Consider the following 21682-nt stretch of genomic DNA (forward strand, 5'->3'; position numbering starts at 1 on the left):
CTAGGCGTCCAGGCGGTCGAGGATCGCATCCTCGACGTCGGCGTCGTCGTGGCGTCGCTTGGGGGCGCGCGCGGCCGCCTGCTCCTCGACGGGGAGCGCGGCGATGCGCCGCTCGCGTCGCCACGCCCAGAACAGCCCGATGAAGGCGAGCACGCCGAACGCGATCCACTGCAGCGCGTACGAGAGGTGCATCCCCTCGTCCTCCTCCGGTCGCGGGGCCGCAGCCGGCATCTCGGCGACCGCCGGATCCTCGCTCGCCACGACGCCGTAGGCGCCCGTGTAGCCGTCGACGCCGAGGTCGTCGACGATCGTCGCGACGTCGATCGACGAGATCTGCCCCGCGGGCGCCGTGCGCCCGGGCAGCTCCGGCTCCGCACCGCGGAGTCGCGCGATCACGTCGACCTGGCCGGCGGGGGGCTGCGGCACGACGTCGGGCAGCGCGTCGACGCCGTTGCCGACCGGCAGCCAGCCGCGGTCGATCACGACGACGGTCCCGTCCTCGAGCTGCAGGGGCACGAGCTGCTCGAAGCCGGGCTGCCCGCCCAGCACCCGATTGCGCACCAGCAGCGCCTCATCCGTCAGGTAGGTGCCGTGCAGCTCCACCCGCGTCCACTCGTCGCCCTCGTCCCAGGCGTCGAGGGCCGGGAGCACGTCGTCGATCGCCCGCGGGTCGGCGTCGTAGTTCTGCGCGACGCGCAGGTTCTCGGCCGCGGTCTCGGCGCGCCGGGCCCACTGCCACCACGACAGCAGCCCGCAGGCAACGGCGAACACGACGGTGAGCGCCAGATACGCGCTCCACCGCCGCCACCCGGTGACCGGGGGGCGGGTGTCGGATGCGCTCATGCCGGTTCCGTCACCGCGTCGAGGACGACGTCGAGGTCGGTCACCTGCACGGGGAAGCCGCGGGTCGCCAGATAATCGCGCAAGGTCTCGCGATGCGCGTCGCAGGCGAGCCAGACCTTCACCCGCTCCGGGCCGTGGATGCGGGGGTTGCGCCAGTTGACCCGCGACACCGCGGCCGCCGTGCAACCCGCCGCCGAGCAGCGCGTGCCGGGGTCGCCGAGGCCGATCACGACCGGTCCTCGGGGTCGCGGCGCACGAGCGCGCCCGGACGGCGCACCCGGCCCGTCGACCCGCCGCCGACGTTGTTTGCGATGATCACCGCGAAGTACGGCAGCAGGATCGCGCCCGCCGCCGGCAGCAGCAGCCACCACCCCGGTGCGACGAGGCACAGCGCGATGCAGACGACGCGGATGCTCATCGCGATCGTGTACTTGAGCATGCGCGATCGCCGCTCGTCCTCGGGCGAGCGGGGGAGTTCGGTGACGACATGACTGCTGCGACTGGCGATGCCTCCAGCCTACGTCGGGATGCCCGAGGCGGCCCGCTAGGCTCCTGGATCATGACCTCTCGCACCGTCCTCGTCACCGGCGGCAATCGCGGCATCGGCTTCGCGATCGCGGCCGAGTTCCTCGCCCAGGGCCACCGTGTGGCCGTCACGGCACGCTCGGGCGACGGCCCGGAGGGCTCGCTCACGGTGCGCGCCGACGTCACCGACGCCGCCTCGCTCGACGCCGCCTTCACCGAGATCGAGGAGAAGCTCGGCCCGGTGGAGGTGGTCGTGGCCAACGCGGGCATCACCCGCGACACGCTGCTCCTGCGCATGAGCGAGGAGGACTTCACCCAGGTCGTCGACACCAACCTCTCGGGCGCCTTCCGCGTCGTGAAGCGGGCCTCGAAGGGCATGCTGAAGGCACGGTTCGGCCGCGTCATCCTCGTCTCGAGCGTCGTCGGGCTGCTCGGCAGCGCGGGCCAGATCAACTACGCGGCCTCGAAGGCGGGCCTCGTCGGCATCGCCCGCTCGCTCACCCGCGAGCTGGGATCGCGCGGGATCACGGCGAACGTCGTCGCGCCGGGCTTCATCGAGACCGACATGACCGCCGAGCTGCCCGAAGACCAGCAGAAGCAGTACCTGTCGCAGATCCCCGCCGGCCGCTTCGCCTCACCCGTCGAGGTGGCGCGCGTGATCACCTGGCTCGCGTCCGACGACGCCGGCTACATCTCGGGCGCCGTCATCCCCGTCGACGGCGGCCTCGGCATGGGGCACTGATCAGCGCAGGCCGATCAGGGTCAGCAGCATCGCGAGATCGCGCTCGTCGAGCAGCACGTCGGCGACGTCGCGCACGGGGGCCTTCGCGTCGAAACCGACCGAGAGGCCCGCGAGGGCCATCATCGGCAGATCGTTGGCTCCGTCGCCGACCGCGAGGGTCTGCGCGACCGGGATGCCCGCGGCATCCGCCCACTCCTGCAGGGCCTCCGCCTTCGCGGCGGCGTCGACGATCGGGGGGACGACCCGCCCCGTCAGGACGCCGTCGACCACCTCGAGGCGGTTCGCCCGCCAATGATCGAGGCCGAGGCGCTCGGCGAGGGGGTCGATGATCTCGTGGAAGCCGCCCGACACGACGGCGACCTGGCCGCCCGCGGCATGCACGGAGGCGATCATCTCGGGCACCCCGCGGGTCACGGTGACCCGCTCGCCGACCTCGGCGAACACCGACTCCGGCAGCCCGGCGAGCGTCGCCACCCGCTCGCGCAGGCTCTCGGCGAAGTCGAGTTCGCCGTTCATGGCGCGGAACGTCACCTCGGCGACCGCCTCGCCGGATCCCGCGGCATCCGCGAGCAGCTCGATCACCTCGTCCTCGATGAGGGTGGAGTCGACATCGAGCACGACGAGGAAGCGGGCCATCTGGCGTTCGGGTCCTTAGCGGTGGGGGTGCGGGCGGCGCGAGCGGATCACTCGACGACGACGCCCTTGCCCACGACCGTGATGCCCGACTCGGTCACCGTGTAACCGCGGTTCCGATCGGCGTCGTGATCGACGCCGACGGTGGCTCCCGCCGCGACGACGACGTCCTTGTCGAGGATACAGCGCTGCACCTCGACGACGACGTCCTTGTCGAGGATACAGCGCTGCACCGTGGCGTTCGGTCCGATCTCGACGCGCTCGAAGACCACCGAGTCGGTCACCTTCGCACCCGACTCGATCGTCACCCATGGGCCGAGCACGACGCGCTCGAGGTGGCCCCCCGAGACGACGCAGCCGAGCGACACGATGGAGTCGATCGCGGTGCCCACCGTGTTCTTGCCGTCGCGCACGAACTTCGCCGGAGGCGAGTTCCACTGCTGGCTGAAGATGGGCCACGCGCGGTTGTAGAGGTTGAAGACCGGGAGCGCGGCGATCAGGTCCTGGTGGGCCTCGAAGAAGGAGTCGATCGTCCCCACGTCGCGCCAGTAGAAGCGGTCGCGATCGGTGGCGCCGGGCACCTCGTTGCGGTTGAGGTCGTAGACGGCGGCGGCGTTGCGCGCCACGAAGTCGGGCACGATGTCGCCGCCCATGTCGTGGTTCGAGTCGGCCCGGGCCCCGTCGCGCTGCACCGCGTCGATCAGCACGTCGGCGTCGAAGACGTAGTTGCCCATCGACGCGAGCACCTCGCCGGGGGAGTCGGCGAGTCCCACCGCATCCTTCGGCTTCTCGCGGAACGCCGCGATCCGGTTCGGGTCCTTCGGGTCGAGCTCGATCACGCCGAACTGGTCGGCCAGCGCGATCGGCTGCCGGATGGCGGCGACCGTGACGCCCGCACCCGCCTCGATGTGCGCCTGGATCATCTGGCTGAAGTCCATGCGGTAGACGTGGTCCGCACCGACCACGACGACGATGTCGGGCTTCTCGTCGCGGATGAGGTTGAGGCTCTGCAGGATCGCGTCGGCCGAGCCGGAGAACCAGCGCTTGCCGAGCCGCTGCTGCGCCGGCACCGAGGCGACGTACGCGCCGAGCATGCCCGACAGCCGCCACGTCTGCGAGACGTGCCGGTCGAGCGAGTGCGACTTGTACTGCGTGAGCACGACGATCTGCCGCAGGCCGGAGTTGATGAGGTTCGACAGCGCGAAGTCGATGAGGCGGTAGCCGCCCGCGAACGGGACGGCGGGCTTGGCGCGGTCGGCTGTCAGCGGCATCAACCGCTTGCCCTCCCCGCCGGCGAGGACGATGCCGAAGACCTTGGGCGGTGCTGCCATGGCACAACAGTAGGCCAGCCTCCGGGGGTGTACTAGCGTCGACAGGCATGCGAGTCGATGTTCTGAGCCGCGAGTATCCGCCGGAGGTCTACGGGGGAGCGGGGGTGCACGTCGCCGAGCTCGTGGCGGCCCTGCGCCGCGACGTCGACGTCGTCGTGCGCTGCTTCGGGTTGCCGCGCGACGAGCCGCACAGCTACGCCTACCTCGTGCCCCCGCAGCTCACCGCCGCGAACCCCGCGCTCGCGACGCTCGGCGTCGACCTGCAGATGGCGGAGGACGTCGCCGGGGCGGATCTCGTGCACTCGCACACCTGGTACGCGAACGCCGCGGGCCACCTCGCGAAGCTGCTGCACGGCATCCCGCACGTCGTGACGGCGCACTCGCTCGAACCGCTGCGTCCCTGGAAGGCCGAGCAGCTGGGCGGCGGCTACCGCGTGTCGAGCTGGATCGAGAAGACCGCGTTCGAGGGGGCGGATGCCGTGATCGCGGTGAGCGCCGGCATGCGCGCCGACATCCTGCGCTGCTACCCCGACATCGACCCCGAGCGCGTGCACGTGGTGCACAACGGCATCGACCTGGAGCGCTGGCATCCGACCGAGGACGCGGCGGTGCTCGAGCGCTTCGGCATCGACCCGGAGCGGCGCAGCGTGGTGTTCGTCGGGCGCATCACGCGGCAGAAGGGCCTGCCGTACCTGCTGGCCGCCGCCCGCCGCCTCGATCCCGAGGTGCAGCTCGTGCTGTGCGCGGGGGCGCCCGACACCCCGGAGATCATGGCCGAGGTGCAGGCGGGCGTCCGCGTGCTGCAGGAGGAGCGCGACGGCGTCGTCTGGATCGAGGAGATGCTGCCCCAGCACGAGCTCGCGGCGGTGCTCACCGCCGGCACCGTGTTCGTGTGCCCGTCGGTCTACGAGCCGCTCGGCATCGTCAACCTCGAGGCCATGGCGTGCGGGCTCCCCGTCGTCGGAACCGCCACCGGCGGCATCCCGGAGGTGATCGCCGACGGCCTGACGGGGCGCCTCGTGCCCATCGAGCAGCTCGACGACGGCACCGGCACCCCCGTCGACCCCGAGCGCTTCGTGGCGGATCTGGCAGCCGCACTCTCCGAGGTGCTCGCCGACCCGGCGACGGCGCGTCTCATGGGCGAGGCCGGCCGGCTGCGCGCGGAGTCGGAGTTCAGCTGGTCGAGCATCGCCGCCCGCACCCGCGCCGTGTACGACGCGCTGCTCCCCGCGGGGGCAGACAGGGACGACTAGGCTGGGCCCATCATGGTGCGGGTGCTGGAGCTCGAGGACGTCTCGGTCGTCCGAGACGGGAACACGATCCTCGACGGTCTGAACTGGACGGTCGAATCCGATGAGCGATGGGTCGTGCTGGGCCCGAACGGTGCCGGCAAGACCACGATCCTCAACCTCGCCTCGGCCCAGATGCATCCGAGCGCGGGAACCGCACGGGTGCTCGGCGACCAGCTCGGCAAGGTCGACGTGTTCGAGCTGCGCCCCCGCATCGGCGTCGCCTCCACGCCGCTGGCCCGGCGCATCCCGCGCGAGGAGACCGTCTTCGACGTCGTGCTCACGGCCGCCTACTCGGTGACCGGACGCTGGAACGAGGAGTACGAGGACGTCGACACCCGTCGCGCCGAGCGCGTCATGCGGGAGTGGCACCTCGACGCCCTCCGCGACCGCCGCTTCGGAACGCTGTCGGACGGGGAGCAGAAGCGCGTGCAGATCGGGCGCGCCGTCATGACCGACCCGGAGCTGCTGCTGCTCGACGAGCCGGCCGCGAGCCTCGACCTGGGTGCCCGCGAGGAGCTCGTGCAGCTGCTCGGCGGCTACGCCCAGACGCCCGACGCTCCGGCCATGATCATGGTCACGCATCACGTGGAGGAGATCCCCGCGGGGTTCACCCACGCGCTGCTGCTCGCCGGCGGCCGCATCCACGCCGCGGGCCCCCTGCACGAGGTGGTGACGGGGGAGCGGCTCTCGGAGGCCTTCGGGCTGCCCCTCGTCGTCTCGACGAGCGAGGACGGCCGCTTCGCGGCGAGAGCGCGCTGGAGCTAGTCCGGGTCTGATAGACTCGACAGTCGGCCCATCGGGCCCGCCTACTTCCTTTCCGAATCATCTCCGACTGAGGTACCTCATGAAGACCGACATCCACCCCGACTACCAGGCGATCGTCTTCCGCGACCTGGCGAGCGGCGAGACCTTCCTCACCCGTTCGACCCTCACGAGCGACAAGACCATCGAGCTGGACGGCGAGACCTACCCGGTCGTGGACGTCGAGATCTCGTCCGCCTCGCACCCGTTCTACACGGGCAAGCAGCGCATCCTCGACAGCGCCGGCCGCGTCGAGAAGTTCAACACGCGCTACAAGAACTTCGGCAAGTAAGCCTCCGGTTCACCTGCGCGACAGGGCCCCGTCCTCGGACGGGGCCCTCTTGCATGTGCAGGGGACGTGCGGACTCAGAAGCCGAAGGCCTGATCGCGCCGACGCTCCCACAGTGGGAGCAGCTCGTCGAGCGTCAACGGGGCGACGTCGACGCCGTCGAGGTCGAGGTCAGGGTCGTCGACCCAGAGCAGTTCCTCGATCTCGCCGGATGCCGTGATCTCGCCGTCGACGGCCATGGCGAACACCGCGGCGAGCACCACCGTGTCCTCTTCGTTGGCGGCGACCGCGCGGAACAGCCCCAGGTACTCGGCGGTGGTGATGTCGAGCTGGACGCCGATCTCCTCGGCGAGCTCGCGCGCGAGCGTCTCGATCGCGCTCTCGCCCTCCTCGATCTTGCCTCCGGGCTGCATGAAGTGGGTCGTGCCCGCCTTGCGGACGAGCAGCGACCGGCCGTCGGCATCCGTGACGATCGCCGCGGCGATGCGCAGCACCGTCGGGCGGGAGCCCGTGCGCTCGCTCACCTCCGGCTCGACCGATCCGAGCGAGGCGACCGACCCGGGCGCCACCTCGGGCTCGGGCGCCACCTCGGGCTCGGGCGCCACCTCGGGCTCGGGCTCCAGCTCGGCCGCCGCAGGCGGCACGGGCGGCTCGGACTCCGGTACGAGCCCCGGGAACGCCTCGCGAGGGTCGGGCGGGGCGGCGTCGATCGCGTGCGGAGCCGGGGGAGCCTCCGGCGGCGCGGCGATCTGCAGACCCAACGGGCGGCTGAAGTCGATCACGGGCACCCGCCCGAGACGCGGTTCGAGCGGCGGGATGGGCTGGGTGTCGCGGTACGCGCCCGGATGCGCGGGGTACTTGACCGGCCAGGCCGTCGACGCGGTGAAGGTCTCGTCGCCCTTGCGACGCCGGATGTAGTCCTGGAACCGCCGGGCCTGCTCCGCGTACCAGATCTCCTGACGGCCGTGCAGGTCGGCGATCGGGATGTCGAGCTCATCGGGGTGCGCGGCGAGGATCGCCTGCGCGACGCGGCCCGCCGCGATGGCGTCCGCGCCCGCGTCGTGGGCGTCGTCGAGGGTGACGCCGTAGTGCTCGGCGGCCACCTCGAGGGTGCGCTTGCCCTTGCGGTAGGTGTCGACCTGTTTGTCGAGGACGAGCGGATCGACCACGGGAGCCGGGTCGACGAGCGGATCGAGCTCGTTGCGTCGGCACTCGCGATCGAGCAGCGAGAGGTCGTACGGCGCGTTGTAGACGACCACCGGCACGCCGACGCCGAACAGCGTGCGCAGCGTCTGCGTGATCTCGGCGACCACGAGCTCGCTCGGGCGACCCTCCTCACGGGCGCGCTCGGTCGTGATGCCGTGCACCTCTGCCGCGCCCTCCGGGATCTCGACTCCGGGATCCGCGATCCAGTCCCAGCGCTGGACCACGTGACCGTCCGCGTCGACGACGGCGATGCAGGCCGTCACGATGCGCGCGGTCTCGACGTCGACGCCCGTGGTCTCGAGGTCGAACACGCCCAGGCGATCGGCCCAACTGGTCATGGCCGCAGCCTAGAGCCGGGGGCCGACGGCGCTCAGAAGGCGCGCGGAAGCGTGGCGCGCGGCTCTCCGAGGTGCAGCCAGTAGAAGCTCTGCGTGGCCAGGGTGAGGGTGAGGATGCCGTCGTCGGCCGCCGCGGGGAACTCACCCCCGCCGAAGAGGTCGTACAGGGGCACCCCCTCGTCGCCGCTCAGGTCGATCGACACCGAGACCGGGTTGTGCGAGAACGAGAACACGCACAGCACGCGCTCGGGCGCGTCGCCGAACTGGGTGCCCGAACCCTCGTATTCGCGCACGAAGGCGAGCACCGATTCGTGGTTGGTGCGCAGCACGCGGATGGTGCCGAGCCCGAAGGTCGGATGCGCCTTCCGCACATGGATGACGTTGCGCACCCAGTGCAGCAGCGAACGCGACTGGGCGAGCTGCGACTCGACGTTGACGAGGGAGAAGTTATAGACGAGCGACTGCACGACCGGCAGGTAGAGCTTGCCGGGGTCGGCGGTCGAGAATCCGGCGTTGCGGTCGGGTGTCCACTGCATCGGCGTGCGCGAGGAGTCGCGGTCGGGCAGCCAGATGTTGTCGCCCATGCCGATCTCGTCGCCGTAGTACAGGAACGGCGACCCCGGCAGCGAGAAGAGCAGGGCATGCGCGAGCTCGAGCTCGGCGCGCGAGTTGTCGAGCAGCGGCGCGAGGCGACGGCGGATGCCGACGTTGACGCGCATCCGCGGGTCGTAGGCGTACCAGCCGTACATCGCCTGCCGGTACTCCTCCGAGACCATCTCGAGGGTGAGCTCGTCGTGGTTGCGCAGGAAGACGCCCCAGCCGGCCCCGGTCGGCGTCTCGGTGGTCTCGGAGAGCACCCGCGTCAGCTCCTGTGCGGACTGGGCGCGCAGCGCGTAGAAGATGCGCGGCATGACCGGGAAGTCGAAGGCCATGTGGCACTGCGGCTCCTCGTCGGTGCCCATGAAGTTGACCACCTCGGCCGGCCATTGGTTGGCCTCGGCGATCATGACGCGCCCCGGGTACTCGGCGTCCATCATGCGGCGCACGGCCTTGATGAAGTCGTGCGTCTCCGGCTCGCCCTCGCCCGTGCCCTCCTCCGACTCGTAGAGGTAGGGGATCGCGTCGAGACGGAAGCCGTCGACGCCGAGGTCCATCCAGAAGCGGATGATCTCGAAGACCGCCTCGTGCACCGCGGGGTTGCGGTAGTTGAGGTCGGGCTGGTGCGAGAAGAAGCGGTGGAAGTAGAACTGGCGCCGCTCGGAGTCGAAGGCCCAGTTCGAGTCCTCGTAGTCGGTGAAGATGATGCGCACGTTCGGGAACCCGCCGTCGGTGTCGCTCCACACGTAGAAGTCGCCGAACGGCCCCTCGGGGTCGGTCCGGGACTGCTGGAACCACTCGTGCTGGTCGGAGGTGTGGTTCAGCGGCAGGTCGATGATGATGCGCATGTTGCGCTCGTGCGCCTTGGTGACGAGCTCCCGGAACTCCTCGAGCGTGCCGAACTCGGGCAGGATCTGCCGGTAGTCGGCGACGTCGTAGCCGCCGTCGCGCAGGGGCGACTGGTAGATCGGCGGGATCCACAGGGCGTCCACCCCGAGCCACTGCAGGTAGTCGAGCTTGGAGATGAGACCCCCGAGATCGCCCGATCCGTCGCCGTTGGAGTCGACGAACGACCGCACCATCACCTCGTAGAAGACCGCACGGCGGTACCAGTGCGGATCGAGGGTGAGGCCGGGCAGCGTGATGGGAGCCGTGAACGTCACCGTCCGAGTCTGGCACCGGATGCCCTGGACGCGCGCCTAGAATCGCAGGGATGTCCGTCCCGACTCCGCACGCCGAGGCCCTCGCCCGCATCCCCGTCGAGGAGCGCGAGCTCGAGATCCTCGGCTCGCGCACCCGCTTCTGGGACTTCGGGCCCGCCGACGCGCGGGACGTCGTGGTGCTCGCGCACGGCTACCGCGGCGACCACCACGGGCTCGAGCCGGTGATCGCGCAGCTCGACGGCGTGCGGATCATCAGCCCCGACCTCCCGGGGTTCGGCGACTCGACCGCGCTCTCCGAAGCCCCGCATTCGATCGCGGGCTACGGCCGATGGCTCGCGGCCTTCATCGAGGCGCTCGAGCTGCCGACGCCGCCCGTCGTGCTGGGGCACTCCTTCGGGTCGATGGTCGCCTCGCACGCCATCGCCGAGGGCATGCCGGCCCGCGCCCTCATCCTGGTGAACCCCATCACGACCGACCCCAAGATCGCCGCCGGGCGCGGCATCACGGCGGCGACCCGCGCGTTCTACGGGGTCACGCGGGCGATGCCGGAGGGGCTCGCGCGCGTCTGGCTCGGCAACTGGGTCATCGTGCAGTTCATGAGCATGAACCTCGTCAAGACCCCCGACCGCGAGCTGCGCACGTGGATCCACGAGGAGCACCACCGCTACTTCAACGGCTTCTCGGATGCGCGCACCGTCGCGGAGGCGTTCGGCGCATCGGTGAGCACCGACGTGCGTGCCGCCGCACCCCGCGTCGAGGTGCCCACCGTGCTGATCGCGGGCGAACTCGACCGGATCGCGCCGCTGGCCGGCCAGCGCACGGCTGTCGACCTGTTCCCCGACGCCCGGCTCGTGGTGGTGCCCGGAACCGGTCATCTCGCGCACTACGAGACGCCGGCGCTCGTGGCCGAGGCGATCCGCGCGTTCCTCGCGCAGCTTCCCGCACCCGCGGGGCCGCGGTGAGGATCCTCGTCGACTGCCGCTACACGCGCTATCCCCGGCACGACGGGATCAGCCGGTTCGCGGCCGAGCTGACCCGGGCGCTCGCGCCGCTCGCCCAGGCGGCCGGGCATGAGCTCGTCATGCTGGTCTCCGACGAGGCGCAGCTCGCCATGCTGCCCGAGCTGCCGTGGGAGCTCGCGACCGCCCCGACGAGCCCCCGCGAGCTCACGATCGCCCGCCGCCTGAACGCCTTCGCCCCCGACGTCGTGTTCAGCCCGATGCAGACGATCGGATCCTGGGGCCGGCGCTACGGTCTCGTGCTGACGCTGCACGACCTGATCTACTACCGCAACCGCACGCCTCCTCGCGATCTCGCCTGGCCCATCCGGCTGATGTGGCGGCTCTACCACCTGGCGTGGTGGCCGCAGCGGCTGCTGCTGAACCGCGCCGACGAGGTCGCGACGGTGTCCGAGACGACGCGGGAGCTCATGCGCGCGCATCGCCTGACGGATCGCGCGATCACGGTCGTGTCGAACGCGGCGGACGCCGTCGAGGCGGACCCGGACCGCGCGCAGCCGCCGTCACGCGAGCTGGTGTACATGGGCTCGTTCATGCCCTACAAGAACGTCGAGACCCTGGCCCGGGCCCTGCACCTGCTGCCCGGCTACCGCCTGCACCTGCTGAGCCGCATCGGCGACGCCGACCGCGCGCGCCTGGAGGCGCTCGCCCCCGCCGATGCGCTGGTCGTGCACGACGGCGTCACCGACGCCGAGTACGGCGAACTGCTCGACGGGGCGCTCGCGCTCGTCACGATGTCGCTCGACGAGGGATTCGGTCTGCCGCTCGTCGAGGCGATGGTGCGGGGCACGCCGATCGTGGTGTCCGACATCCCGATCTTCCGGGAGATCGGCGGCGACGCCGCGGTGTACGCCGACCCGCAGGACGTGACCGGCGTCGCGGCGGCGATCCGCGCCCTCGACGACGCGGGGGAGTGGCGGCGCCGTTCCGCCGCCTCCCGACTGCAGGCGACGCGGTTCGACTGGGACCGCTCCGCGCGGGCGCTGCTCGAGCTGCTCGAGCGCGTCGGCCGACGCGGCTAGGCGACCGGCAGCACCTCGCCGGCGGACAGCCGCACGAGCTCTGCCGGGTCGAGCGGGAACACCGTCGACGCGCTGCCCGCCGCGGCCCACACGGTGTCGAGCAGCAGCAGATCCTCGTCGACGACCGTCCGCAGGGGCGTCGGATGCGCGAGCGGCGGCACCCCGCCGATCGAGTAGCCGGTGGCCGCCTTCACGGTGCGGGCGTCCGCCTTGCCGAGCACACCGCCGAGTCGTGCGCCCAGCAGCTCGGTGTCGACGCGATTGGCTCCCGACACGAGCACGAGCAGCGGCTCGTCGTCCAGCGCGAACACCAGGCTCTTCACGATGGCCGCGACCGGGCAGCCGATCGCATCCGCCGCATCCTGCGCGGTGTGGGTGCCCTCCGGGAACTCGCGCACCTCGACGTCGAGCCCGAGGCCGCGCAGCCGCTCCACGTAGTCGGCGACGGCCATCAGGCGCGACCCGTCGGCACCGGGTCGCCGTCCTCGTGCGCCTCGATCGCGTTCTGGGCGTCGAGGTCCTCGCAGTCGGGAAGCAGCGACTCCTCCTCGATCGGGTCGTCGAAGGCGATGAGCCTGAGCGCGCCGTCCTCGACGCGGAAGCTGTGCACGGAGGCGTTCGTGATCCGCGGATGCTGGGTGCCCGGCTCCGCGGTCTGCAGCACCGAGCGGATCGCACCGCCGTGGCTCACCACGACCAGCCGCTCCTCGGGGTGCCGCTCCGCGAGCGCGAGCAGGGCGGGGACCACGCGGCCCGCGACCTCCTCGCGCGTCTCCTGACCCGGTGCACGCACGCCCTCCGGGTAGAGTGCCTCGATCTCCTCGAACCCCATGCCCTCGGCCGCCCCGTAGTCGCGCTCGACGAGGGCGTCGACATCGGTGACCGGGCCCGTGCCCAGCCGCTCGGCGATGATCTGCGCCGTCTCGTGCGCCCGCCCGAGGGGGCTCGAGTACACGCCGTCCCACCGGCGGCGGGCCAGCAGCTCCGCCGCCTGACGCGCCTGCGAGCGCCCCGTGGCGTTCAGCGGGATGTCGGTGCGCCCCTGGATGCGGCGCGCCGCGTTCCAGTCCGTCTCGCCGTGGCGCACGAGGTAGAGCTCGGTCATGGATCCTCCGCTCGGGCGGGGCGCCCGGAGAATCGAGACTACCGAAGCCGCGCGGCGAGCGAGGCCAGCACCTCGGAGGTGCCCGAGTCGATCTTGAGACTCGCCCGGCGATCGCCGCGGGTCTCGCCGCGGTTCACGATCACCACGGGGATGCGCCGCTTCGCCGCCTGGTCGAGCAGGCGGATGCCGGAGTTCACCACGAGCGACGATCCGGCGATGAGCAGGGCGTCCGCGCCGCGCACGAGCGCGCGCGCCGAGGCGAAGACGGTCTGCGGGATGAACTCGCCGAAGAACACGACGTCGGGCTTCAGCAGTCCGCCGCAGACGGTGCAGTCGGGCACGGTCATCTGGTCGACGTAGTCGATCTGCACGTCGCCGTCCGGCCCGGTCTGGATGGCGTCGGGATACCCGAGCCACGGGTTCTCGCGGGTCATCCGCTCGGCGATGTCGGAGCGGGCGAAGGTCTGGCCGCAGGTGACGCACGTCACGCGGCGCATGGCGCCGTGCAGCTCGACGACCCGCCGCGAGCCGGCGCGGGCGTGCAGCCCGTCGACGTTCTGGGTGATGACCCCGGCGACGAGCCCGCGGGATTCGAGCTCCGCGAGCGCGCGGTGACCCGCGTTGGGCTCGGCCGTCGAGAAGTGGTTCCAGCCCAGGTGGCTGCCCGCCCAGTAGCGCTTGCGGGCCCGCTCGTCGCCGAGGAACGCCGAGAAGTCCATCGGCTTGCGGTTCACCGGCGCGCCGGTGCCGCGGTAGTCGGGGATGCCGGAGTCGGTCGAGATGCCCGCGCCGGTGAGCACGGCGACGCGCTTCCCTGCGAGGAGCAGCTCGGCCGCGTCGAGTGCCGGGGCCAGCGTTCCCGCGGCCTCGCCGGGTGCGGGAAGCGTGGAGATCGACATCCGCAGCTCCTTCCGCCTCCTCCAGCCTACGGCCGCTCTTTTTCGGGGATGTTTCGGCGGGCTGGCAGAATCGCCGCATGCAGCTCGTTCCGGTCGACGACCCCGCCGACCCCCGGCTCACCGACTACCTGCGCCTGACCGACGTCGTGCTGCGCCGCCTCTCGGAGCCGGAGGGCGGGCTCTACATCGCCGAGTCGACGAAGGTCATCCAGCGCGCGCTCGAGGCGGGTCACCGTCCGCGATCGGTGCTGCTGCAGGAGAAGTGGATCCCGGATCTCGAGCCCCTGCTCGCCGACGTCGAGGTCGACGTCTACGTCGCCCCGCCGGCGCTGCTCGAGCAGATCACCGGATTCGTGCTGCACCGCGGCGCGCTCGCGTCGATGCACCGCCCGGAGCTGCCCACGGTCGCCGAGCTGTTGCGTGAGGCGCGGCGCGTCGTGGTGCTCGAGGACATCGTCGACCACACCAACGTCGGAGCCATCTTCCGGGCGGTCGCGGGACTCGGCGCGGATGCGGTGCTCGTCACGCCGCGCTGCGCCGACCCGCTGTACCGGCGCTCGGTGCGGGTGAGCATGGCCGCGGTGCTGCAGGTCCCGTGGACGCGCCTGCCGGACTGGCCGCAGGGCGCGGAGGAGCTGCACGAGGCGGGCTTCGAGATCGCGGCTCTCGCGCTCGACGAGTCGGCGGTGCCGCTCGACGACTATGCGGCGGGCGCGCCCGAGCGGGTCGCCCTGCTGCTCGGGACCGAGGGCGACGGGCTCAGCCGTGCGGCGCTGCGGAACGCCGATCGCGTGGTGACGATCCCCATGCAACGGGGCATCGACTCGCTCAACGTGGCCGCCGCATCCGCCGTCGCGCTCTGGGCCCTGCGCACCCGCTGAGCCGACGCCCCGCCGTGGCTGGGCGTCCTCACGGCGAGCGCCTGGCATGATTCTCCGGTGCCCCTGACCCGAAGCCAGATCTATCGGCGACGCCGGATCGTGGTCTTCGGGGGCCTGTTCGCCGTGCTCGCGGGCATCGCCTACCTGCCGATGACGCTGCTCGCCCCGGTGGTGGTGACGGATGCCGAGATCTCCGCGCCGAGCATCGCGACCCCCGCCGCCGCCGAGACCTCGCTGCCGGCGTACGGTGCATCGGCGATCGCCGCCGTCGGCTACGACGGTCTGCTCGCGCAGGCGGGCACCACCGAGCAGGTGCCGATGGCGAGCATCACCAAGATGGTCACGGCGCTCACCGTGCTGGATGCGCATCCGATCACGCTCGACGATCCCGGACCCTCCATCACGATGACCTCGGCGGACGTCGGGTACCGCCGCGACTACCTCGCGCAGAACGGCTCCGTCGCCCCGGTGTCCGCCGGGTGGGTCTTCACCGAGCGCGAGCTGCTCGACATCATGCTCATCGACTCGGCGAACAACTACGCCAAGACGGTCGCCACCTGGGCGTTCGGCTCGGTCGACGCCTACCTGACCGCAGCCCGCGGCTGGCTCGACGCGCACGGGCTCGGCGGCATCACCGTCGTCGACACCTCGGGTCTCGATCCGCGGAGCACGGGCACGGCGTCCGACCTCGTGGCACTCGGCAAGCTCGCGCTCGAGAACCCCGTGCTGGCCGAGATCGTCGACACGAAGACGATCGACATCCACGACATCGGCACCGTCGTCAACACGAACGGCATGATCGGCCACGACGGGATCGACGGCATCAAGACCGGCACCCTCGACTCCTTCGGTGCGAACCTGCTGTTCTCCTCCGACATCGAGGTGGGCTCCGAGTCGATCGAGCTCGTCGGGGTCGTGCTCGGCGGCCCCGACCATCCGACGATCGACGCCGCCATCCGGAGCATGATCGCGCAGGCCGAGGCGGGATTCCACGAGGTGCCGCTCGTCACCGCGGGTGACGCGCTCGCGAGCTACACGACACCGTGGGACGAGGAAGCGGACGCGGTGGCGGGCGAGAGCGCCTCGGTCGTGGTGTGGGGCGCGACGCCCATCACGGCCACGGTGAGCGCCGACGGCATCCGCCTCGCCGCGGCGGGGGAGCAGGTCGGCTCCGTCGTGTTCACGGCCGGCGACCGCACGGTGACCGTGCCCCTCCAGCTCTCGACCGACGTCGAGGATCCGGGCCCGTGGTGGCGCCTCGGGCATCCCGAGCTCATCTTCGGGATGGACTGAACGGCGCTACTCGCCGTGCGACAGGTGCTCGGGAACCGGGCGCTTCGGGGTGATGCCGTCGCCCGAGGAGGTGCCCCGCAGCCGCCGCAGGATCCACGGCGCGAAGTGCTCCCGAGCCCACACGATGTCGTCGATCCGCGCGAGCCGCCACGGGCGCGCCGGCAGCGGCTCCGGCTGGTACGGCTCGAGCTCGTTCTCGACGCCGAGCGCATCGAGCACCATGCGCGCGATGGTGTGATGACCGGTGGGGGAGAAGTGCAGCCGATCGGGCGCCCACATCCGCGGGTCGGTCAGCTCGCGCAGCGCCCACATGTCGGCGACGATCGCGTCGTGCTTCTTCGCGATGTAGTGCAGGTTCTCGTTGTAGATCGCGACCTTGCCGCGGATGCGTCCCAGCACGGGCGTGCGACCGATGTCGGGCCCGTTGAAGAGCACCACGGTGGCGCCATCGGCTCGCAGGCGCGCGATCCCGCCCTCGAGGCGGCCGGCGACCTCGTCGGGGTCGGTGCCGGGGCGGATGATGTCGTTGCCGCCGGCCGAGATCGTGATGAGGTCGGGCCGCAGCGCGAGGGCCGGGTCCACCTGCTCGTCGAGGATCTGCTGCAGCAGGCGCCCGCGGATGGCGAGGTTGGCGTAGGCGAAGTCGTCGCTCTGCGCGTCGAGCACCTCGGCGACGCGGTCGGCCCAGCCGCGATGGCCGCCCGGCAGGCGGGGCTCGGGATCGCCGATGCCCTCCGTGAACGAGTCGCCGATCGCGACGTACCGACGCCAGGGATGCTGCTCCGACATAGCACCAGGATGCCTCACGTCACGAGGGTCTTGCCCGGTGACGCTCGGAGGAGTTGAGTGTGCACGTCGGCACCCCCCGAACGAGGGCCGACGGAATGGAGAGATCCCATGGGAATCCTCGGTTGGATCGTGCTCGGCCTCATCGCCGGCGCCATCGCGAAGCTCATCCTGCCGGGCAGGCAGGGGGGCGGGTGGATCGTGACGCTGCTGCTCGGCGTCGTGGGCGCCCTGCTGGGCGGATGGCTCGGCTCCGTGCTGTTCAACGTGCCGCTCCAGGACTTCTGGTCGATCCAGACCTGGCTGCTCGCGATCGCCGGCGCCATCATCGTGCTGCTGATCTGGGGGCTGCTGTTCGGCCGCAAGAAGGCCTGAACGCGCGATCACGACGCCCGCCCCGCATCCGCCGGGGCGGGCGTCGTCGTGCCCGGCGGATGACGGCGGCGGGTGACAGGATGGCCGCGTGAGCAAGCAGGACGGCTCGGGCCGGCAGGTCAGCGCCGACCCGGTCGACGATCCGGCCGCCCACATCATGCACGTCGACATGGACGCCTTCTACGCCTCGGTGGAACTGCTCGAGCATCCGGAGCTCGTGGGCAAGCCGGTCATCGTCGGCCACCCCTCGGCGCGCTCCGTGGTGACCGCGGCGACCTACGAGGCCCGGCGCTACGGCGTCAACTCCGCCATGCCGATGGCCGTCGCGCTGCGGCGCTGCCCGCAGGCGATCGTGCTCGAACCGCACTTCGAGCGCTACGCGCACTACTCGCGTCGCGTCATGGAGCTGCTCGGCGAGGTGACGCCGCACGTCGAGCAGCTGAGCGTCGACGAGGCCTTCCTCGACGTCGCGGGAGCCCGGCGGCTGCTCGGCGACTCGTGGAGGATCGGCGCCGCGTTGCGCGAGCGCGTCTACTCCGAGACGGGGCTGCGCTGCTCCGCGGGCGCCGCCGCCACCAAGTTCGTGGCGAAGCTCGCCTCCAGCCGCGCCAAGCCCGACGGGCTGCTGGTCGTGCCGGAGGCGGGCACCCTCGACTTCCTGCACCCGCTCCCGGTCTCGGCGCTCTGGGGTGTCGGCGGCAAGAGCGAGGAGGTTCTCGTGCGCCTCGGCCTCCGCACGATCGGCGACGTCGCCCACGCTCCGGTCGACATGCTGCGGCACGCGGTCGGCGAGGCGGGTGCTCAGCGTCTGCACGAGCTCTCCTGGGGGCGCGACCCCCGGCCCGTGAGCCCCGGTCGCGAGGAGAAGTCGATCGGCCACGAGACCACCTTCGAGACCGACCGCACGGATGCCGTCGAACTGCACCGCGTGCTGCTCCAGCTCGCCGACGGGGTCGGGCAGCGCCTGCGGCGCGCCGGGGTCATGGGCCGAACGGTCGCGCTGAAGCTGCGCTTCGACGACTTCACGACCATCACCCGGTCGCGCACGCTCGCCGAGCCGACCGATCTCGCCCGACGCATCTACGAGGCCGCGCGCGAGCTCTACGATCAGGCCAACTCGTCCGCCCGCCCCGTGCGACTCGTCGGCGTGCGCGCGGAGCAGCTCGTGGGCGGCGGGTCGAGCACGCTCGGGTTGTGGGACGACGACGAGGACTGGCGCGAGGCGGAGCAGACGGTCGACGCGATCGCCGAGCGCTTCGGCGCGGGCGCCGTCCGTCCGGCGGCGCTGCTGAAGCCCGCCGTGCGGCGGCGCTTCGGCCACGGCGACGACTGAGCGCGGACGGTCTCGAGACGCGTCGCTTCGCGGCGCTCCTCGACCACCTCAGGATGTCGTGGTCGCCGACTACGCTTGGGTCGAGTGAGCGAGGTGTCGGGGGAGCGGGCGTTCCGCGCGACCTCCGCCGCCGAGCACCTCTCGCCGAGCTTCCCGGAGCGGGCCGCCTGGGGCACCGCCGGCAAGCTGCGCGCCTGGCAGGAGGAGGCGCTCACCCGCTACTTCGACCCGGCCGCGAGCGAGGCGAGCCGACGCGACTTCCTCGTCTCGGCGACGCCGGGCGCCGGTAAGACGACGTTCGCGCTGCGGCTCGCGTCCGAGCTCCTGCAGCGCCGGGTCGTGGACCGCATCACGGTCGTCGCCCCGACGGAGCATCTCAAGGTGCAGTGGGCCGACGCCGCGCACCGCGCCGGCATCCGCCTCGACCCGCGGTTCAGCAACCGTCACGGGCGGGAGGCCCGGCAGTTCCACGGCGTCGTGGTGACCTACGCGCAGATCGCGGTGCGCGCCAGCCTGCATCGCGAGCTCACCACCTCGGCGCGCACACTCGTCATCCTCGACGAGGTGCACCACGCGGGCGACGCCCTGAGCTGGGGCGACGCGGTGCGCGAGGCGTTCGAGGGCGCCACCCGCCGGCTCTCGCTCACCGGAACCCCGTTCCGCAGCGACACCTCGCCCATCCCGTTCGTGCGCTACGCCCGCGACGAGCGCGGGGTGCGGCTCTCGCAGACCGACTACGCCTACGGCTACGGCCGCGCCCTCGCGGACGGCGTCGTGCGCCCCGTCGTGTTCCTCAGCTACGCGGGCTCGATGCGCTGGCGCACCCGCGCGGGCGACGAGATGGAGGCGAGCCTCGGCCAGGACGACACCCAGGACGTCACGGCGCAGGCCTGGCGTACGGCGCTCGATCCGGGGGGCGACTGGATGCCCGCCGTGCTCTCGGCGGCCGATCGGCGCCTCCGCGAGGTGCGCCAGCACATCCCGGATGCGGGCGGCCTGGTGATCGCCACCGATCAGGCCGCGGCACGCGCCTACGCCGCGATCCTCACCGACCTGACCGGCACGCCCCCGGTGGTGGTGCTCTCCGACGACGCCGGGTCGGGCGAGCGGATCGCCGCGTTCGCGGAGGGCACCCAGCGCTGGATGGTCGCCGTGCGCATGGTGTCCGAGGGCGTCGACGTGCCGCGGCTCTGCGTCGGGGTGTACGCGACGAGCGCCTCGACGCCGCTGTACTTCGCCCAGGCGATCGGCCGCTTCGTGCGCGCCCGCCGGCGCGGTGAGCTCGCCACCGTCTTCCTGCCGAGCGTGCCGGTGCTGCTGCGTCTCGGCTCGGAGCTCGAGCGCGAACGCGACCACGCGCTCGACCGCGAGACGCCCGAGGACGCCCTGCTCGAGGACGCGCTGCTCGACGACGCCAACCGGCAGGAGGAGGCGTCCGCCGAGCTCGCCGACGAGTTCGAGTGGCAGGCGCTCGCCTCGCTCGCGATCTTCGAGAAGGCGATGTTCGACGGCGCCGAGTACGGTGCCCTCGCGACGCCCGGCAGCCCGGAGGAGTGGGACTTCATCGGCATCCCCGGCCTGCTCGACCCGGAGGAGGTGTCGCAGCTGCTCCGGCACCGCCAGCAGCGCCAGGCGCGACGCGGCGAGGACCGCCGGGAGCGCGGCGAGGTCGAGACCCAGCCGCAGCCCCTCCACCGCACCCTGTCGGAGCAGCGCAAGCTGCTCAACAGCCTCGTGAGCATCCACGCCCGGGGCACCGGCCAGACCCACGCGCAGGTGCACGCCGAGGTGCGGCGGCTGTGCGGGGGGCCCGAGGTGGCGCGCTGCACGGTCGCTCAGCTGCAGGCGCGCATCGACCTGCTGCGGCGGCGCATCGGTTCGGCCTGACCCCCGGGCGACGGCCGCCGGCAGCGGATCGGCATCGCCGATCCGGCATCCACAGCGGGTACCGTTGACACCATGTCCCACACCCTCGAGAGCCCCCTGCTCGAGACGCTGCGCGCCGAGTACGTCGCGCTGCGCGAGCGCGGCCTCTCCCTCGACCTCACCCGCGGCAAGCCCTCTGCGGCGCAGCTGGATCTGTCGAACGCGCTGCTCGACCTCGACCTCGGCGCCGACCATCGCGACGCCGCCGGCACCGACCTGCGCAACTACGGCGGAGGCGACGGCCTGCTCGAGCTGCGCCGGATCTTCGCCGAGCTGCTCGGCATCCCGGTCGCGCAGCTGCTGGCCGGCAACAACGCGAGCCTCCAGATGATGCACGACGTGGTCGTGCACGCGCTGCTGCACGGTGTGCCGGGCGGCGAGCCGTGGGTCGGGCGCGACGCGGTGTTCCTGTGCCCGTCGCCCGGCTACGACCGCCACTTCGCGATCACGCAGGCGCTCGGCATCCGGATGGTGTCGATCCCGTACCTGGCCGACGGCTCGCTCGACCTGCCGTCGATCGAGAGGCATCTCGCCGACCCCGCCGTGAAGGGGATGTGGCTGGTGCCGCAGTACGCGAACCCGACCGGCTCCTCCGTCGACGAGACGACCGCGCGCGCCCTCGCGGCGATGCCCGCCGCGGCCGACGACTTCCGGATCTTCTGGGACAACGCCTACGCCGTGCACCACCTGACCGACGACGAGCCCGCGCCTCTCGACATCCTCGGCCTCGCGGCCGAGGCGGGCCACCCGGACCGGTTCTTCGTGTTCGCCTCGACGTCGAAGATCACCCAGGCAGGCGCCGGCGTGGCGTTCTTCGCCTCCAGCCCGGCGAACATCGACTGGTACCGCCACCACACCTCGGTGCAGACCATCGGACCCGACAAGCTCAACCAGCTGCGGCACGCCCGGTTCTTCGGCGACGCGGAGGGCGTGCGTGCGCACATGCGCGCGCACCGGGCACTGCTGGCCCCGAAGTTCGCCCTCGTCGAGCGCATCCTGGGGGAGCGGCTCACCGGGCACGCCACCTGGACGCATCCGACCGGCGGGTACTTCGTGACGGTGTACGCCCCCGCGCGCACCGCGACCCGGGCGGTCGAGCTCGCGAAGTCGATCGGCGTCGCGGTGACCCCCGCCGGCGCCGCGTACCCCTACGACGACGACCCGCACGACAGCGTCATCCGGATCGCGCCGTCGATGCCCCCGGAGGCCGACCTCGCGCAGGCGATCGAGGCGCTGTGCGTGTGCGTGCTGCTCGCCGAGGCCGAGCTGGGCGCCTGACACCC

The 21682-nt window shown here is 71.9% G+C and carries 23 protein-coding genes; 12 read left to right on the forward strand and 11 right to left on the reverse strand.

The features are described from left to right. Genes NUH29_RS01740 through NUH29_RS01750 form a run of 3 tightly spaced genes read right to left on the reverse strand, consistent with a single transcriptional unit; the run spans position 1 to position 1351 of the window. Complete coding sequence (locus tag NUH29_RS01740; RefSeq protein ID WP_258797158.1) at positions 1 to 843, reverse strand: SURF1 family cytochrome oxidase biogenesis protein; 843 nt, start codon at positions 841 to 843, stop codon at positions 1 to 3. After that, a complete protein-coding gene (locus tag NUH29_RS01745) occupies positions 840 to 1073 on the reverse strand; it encodes a hypothetical protein (RefSeq protein ID WP_258797159.1) in 234 nt (77 codons plus the stop codon). The genes NUH29_RS01740 and NUH29_RS01745 overlap by 4 nt, the downstream gene beginning before the upstream one ends. Next, positions 1070 to 1351, reverse strand: coding sequence for a DUF3099 domain-containing protein (locus tag NUH29_RS01750; protein ID WP_258797261.1), 282 nt, complete (start codon positions 1349 to 1351; stop codon positions 1070 to 1072). Before NUH29_RS01750 ends, NUH29_RS01745 begins: the two co-directional genes overlap by 4 nt. A 48-nt stretch (positions 1352 to 1399) precedes the next feature. Between NUH29_RS01750 and NUH29_RS01755 the strand changes: the two genes are divergently transcribed. Then, positions 1400 to 2110, forward strand: a complete 711-nt coding sequence (locus NUH29_RS01755; RefSeq protein WP_308445739.1) for a beta-ketoacyl-ACP reductase — start codon at positions 1400 to 1402, stop codon at positions 2108 to 2110. Here the strand turns inward: NUH29_RS01755 and serB are convergent, their stop codons facing one another. Together serB and NUH29_RS01765 are read right to left on the reverse strand one after the other, a co-directional pair. Next, complete coding sequence (serB, locus tag NUH29_RS01760; RefSeq protein WP_258797162.1) at positions 2111 to 2746, reverse strand: phosphoserine phosphatase SerB; 636 nt, start codon at positions 2744 to 2746, stop codon at positions 2111 to 2113. Positions 2747 to 2793: 47 nt separating this feature from the next. Further along, on the reverse strand, positions 2794 to 4074 hold the full coding sequence (locus tag NUH29_RS01765) for a glucose-1-phosphate adenylyltransferase (protein WP_258797163.1): 1281 nt from the start codon (positions 4072 to 4074) through the stop codon (positions 2794 to 2796). A gap of 47 nt (positions 4075 to 4121) precedes the next feature. Here NUH29_RS01765 and glgA point away from each other — a divergent pair, with 47 nt between their 5' ends. The 3 genes from glgA (at position 4122) to NUH29_RS01780 (ending at position 6459) form a co-directional block, all read left to right on the forward strand. Further along, positions 4122 to 5327 carry a glycogen synthase gene (glgA, locus tag NUH29_RS01770; RefSeq protein WP_258797164.1) on the forward strand — a complete coding sequence of 402 codons (1206 nt, stop codon included), beginning with the start codon at positions 4122 to 4124 and terminating at the stop codon, positions 5325 to 5327. Between the two features lie 12 nt (positions 5328 to 5339). Then, complete coding sequence (locus tag NUH29_RS01775) at positions 5340 to 6131, forward strand: ABC transporter ATP-binding protein (RefSeq protein WP_258797166.1); 792 nt, start codon at positions 5340 to 5342, stop codon at positions 6129 to 6131. Positions 6132 to 6210: 79 nt separating this feature from the next. Next, complete coding sequence (locus NUH29_RS01780; RefSeq protein WP_120763407.1) at positions 6211 to 6459, forward strand: type B 50S ribosomal protein L31; 249 nt, start codon at positions 6211 to 6213, stop codon at positions 6457 to 6459. Positions 6460 to 6533: 74 nt separating this feature from the next. Here NUH29_RS01780 and NUH29_RS14580 read toward each other — a convergent pair whose 3' ends face one another. Next, positions 6534 to 8000 carry an exonuclease domain-containing protein gene (locus NUH29_RS14580; RefSeq protein ID WP_373317421.1) on the reverse strand — a complete coding sequence of 489 codons (1467 nt, stop codon included), beginning with the start codon at positions 7998 to 8000 and terminating at the stop codon, positions 6534 to 6536. Positions 8001 to 8032: 32 nt separating this feature from the next. Then, positions 8033 to 9760, reverse strand: a complete 1728-nt coding sequence (treS, locus tag NUH29_RS01795) for a maltose alpha-D-glucosyltransferase (protein ID WP_258797169.1) — start codon at positions 9758 to 9760, stop codon at positions 8033 to 8035. A gap of 50 nt (positions 9761 to 9810) precedes the next feature. On the opposite strand from treS, the gene NUH29_RS01800 reads away from it, so the two are divergent. Both NUH29_RS01800 and NUH29_RS01805 read left to right on the forward strand, forming a co-directional pair. Further along, positions 9811 to 10722: an alpha/beta fold hydrolase gene (locus NUH29_RS01800; RefSeq protein WP_258797170.1), complete on the forward strand. Its 912-nt coding sequence runs from the start codon at positions 9811 to 9813 to the stop codon at positions 10720 to 10722. After that, complete coding sequence (locus tag NUH29_RS01805; RefSeq protein ID WP_258797171.1) at positions 10719 to 11801, forward strand: glycosyltransferase family 4 protein; 1083 nt, start codon at positions 10719 to 10721, stop codon at positions 11799 to 11801. Before NUH29_RS01800 ends, NUH29_RS01805 begins: the two co-directional genes overlap by 4 nt. Here the strand turns inward: NUH29_RS01805 and NUH29_RS01810 are convergent. From NUH29_RS01810 to NUH29_RS01820, 3 genes are read right to left on the reverse strand one after another with little or no spacing between them, the layout of a single operon-like run. Then, a complete protein-coding gene (locus NUH29_RS01810) occupies positions 11798 to 12253 on the reverse strand; it encodes a YbaK/EbsC family protein (RefSeq protein WP_258797172.1) in 456 nt (151 codons plus the stop codon). The two genes, NUH29_RS01805 and NUH29_RS01810, sit on opposite strands and share 4 nt — an antisense overlap. Then, entirely contained in the window at positions 12253 to 12906 is a 654-nt protein-coding gene (locus NUH29_RS01815) for a histidine phosphatase family protein (protein ID WP_258797173.1), read from the reverse strand. The genes NUH29_RS01810 and NUH29_RS01815 overlap by 1 nt, the downstream gene beginning before the upstream one ends. A 38-nt stretch (positions 12907 to 12944) precedes the next feature. Further along, positions 12945 to 13805 (reverse strand): NAD-dependent protein deacetylase, encoded by an 861-nt coding sequence (locus NUH29_RS01820; protein WP_258797174.1) that lies wholly within the window; start codon positions 13803 to 13805, stop codon positions 12945 to 12947. Positions 13806 to 13882: 77 nt separating this feature from the next. Between NUH29_RS01820 and NUH29_RS01825 the strand changes: the two genes are divergently transcribed. Together NUH29_RS01825 and NUH29_RS01830 are read left to right on the forward strand one after the other, a co-directional pair. Then, positions 13883 to 14686 (forward strand): TrmH family RNA methyltransferase, encoded by an 804-nt coding sequence (locus tag NUH29_RS01825; RefSeq protein ID WP_258797175.1) that lies wholly within the window; start codon positions 13883 to 13885, stop codon positions 14684 to 14686. Between the two features lie 57 nt (positions 14687 to 14743). Beyond that, positions 14744 to 15979 (forward strand): D-alanyl-D-alanine carboxypeptidase family protein, encoded by a 1236-nt coding sequence (locus NUH29_RS01830; protein WP_258797176.1) that lies wholly within the window; start codon positions 14744 to 14746, stop codon positions 15977 to 15979. Between the two features lie 6 nt (positions 15980 to 15985). On the opposite strand, the gene NUH29_RS01835 is transcribed toward NUH29_RS01830, so the two are convergent. After that, a complete protein-coding gene (locus NUH29_RS01835; protein ID WP_258797178.1) occupies positions 15986 to 16768 on the reverse strand; it encodes an SGNH/GDSL hydrolase family protein in 783 nt (260 codons plus the stop codon). Positions 16769 to 16876: 108 nt separating this feature from the next. Between NUH29_RS01835 and NUH29_RS01840 the strand changes: the two genes are divergently transcribed. The 4 genes from NUH29_RS01840 (at position 16877) to NUH29_RS01855 (ending at position 21677) form a co-directional block, all read left to right on the forward strand. Further along, entirely contained in the window at positions 16877 to 17140 is a 264-nt protein-coding gene (locus tag NUH29_RS01840) for a GlsB/YeaQ/YmgE family stress response membrane protein (protein ID WP_258797179.1), read from the forward strand. An 88-nt stretch (positions 17141 to 17228) separates the two neighbouring features. Further along, positions 17229 to 18473, forward strand: a complete 1245-nt coding sequence (gene dinB, locus NUH29_RS01845) for a DNA polymerase IV (protein ID WP_258797180.1) — start codon at positions 17229 to 17231, stop codon at positions 18471 to 18473. A gap of 84 nt (positions 18474 to 18557) precedes the next feature. Then, on the forward strand, positions 18558 to 20360 hold the full coding sequence (locus tag NUH29_RS01850) for a DEAD/DEAH box helicase (protein ID WP_258797182.1): 1803 nt from the start codon (positions 18558 to 18560) through the stop codon (positions 20358 to 20360). Positions 20361 to 20432: 72 nt separating this feature from the next. Beyond that, complete coding sequence (locus NUH29_RS01855; protein ID WP_258797184.1) at positions 20433 to 21677, forward strand: aspartate aminotransferase type Ic; 1245 nt, start codon at positions 20433 to 20435, stop codon at positions 21675 to 21677. Positions 21678 to 21682 lie beyond the last annotated feature (5 nt).

This window comes from Protaetiibacter mangrovi, from assembly GCF_024752305.1.
GTDB lineage: Bacteria > Actinomycetota > Actinomycetes > Actinomycetales > Microbacteriaceae > Homoserinibacter > Homoserinibacter mangrovi.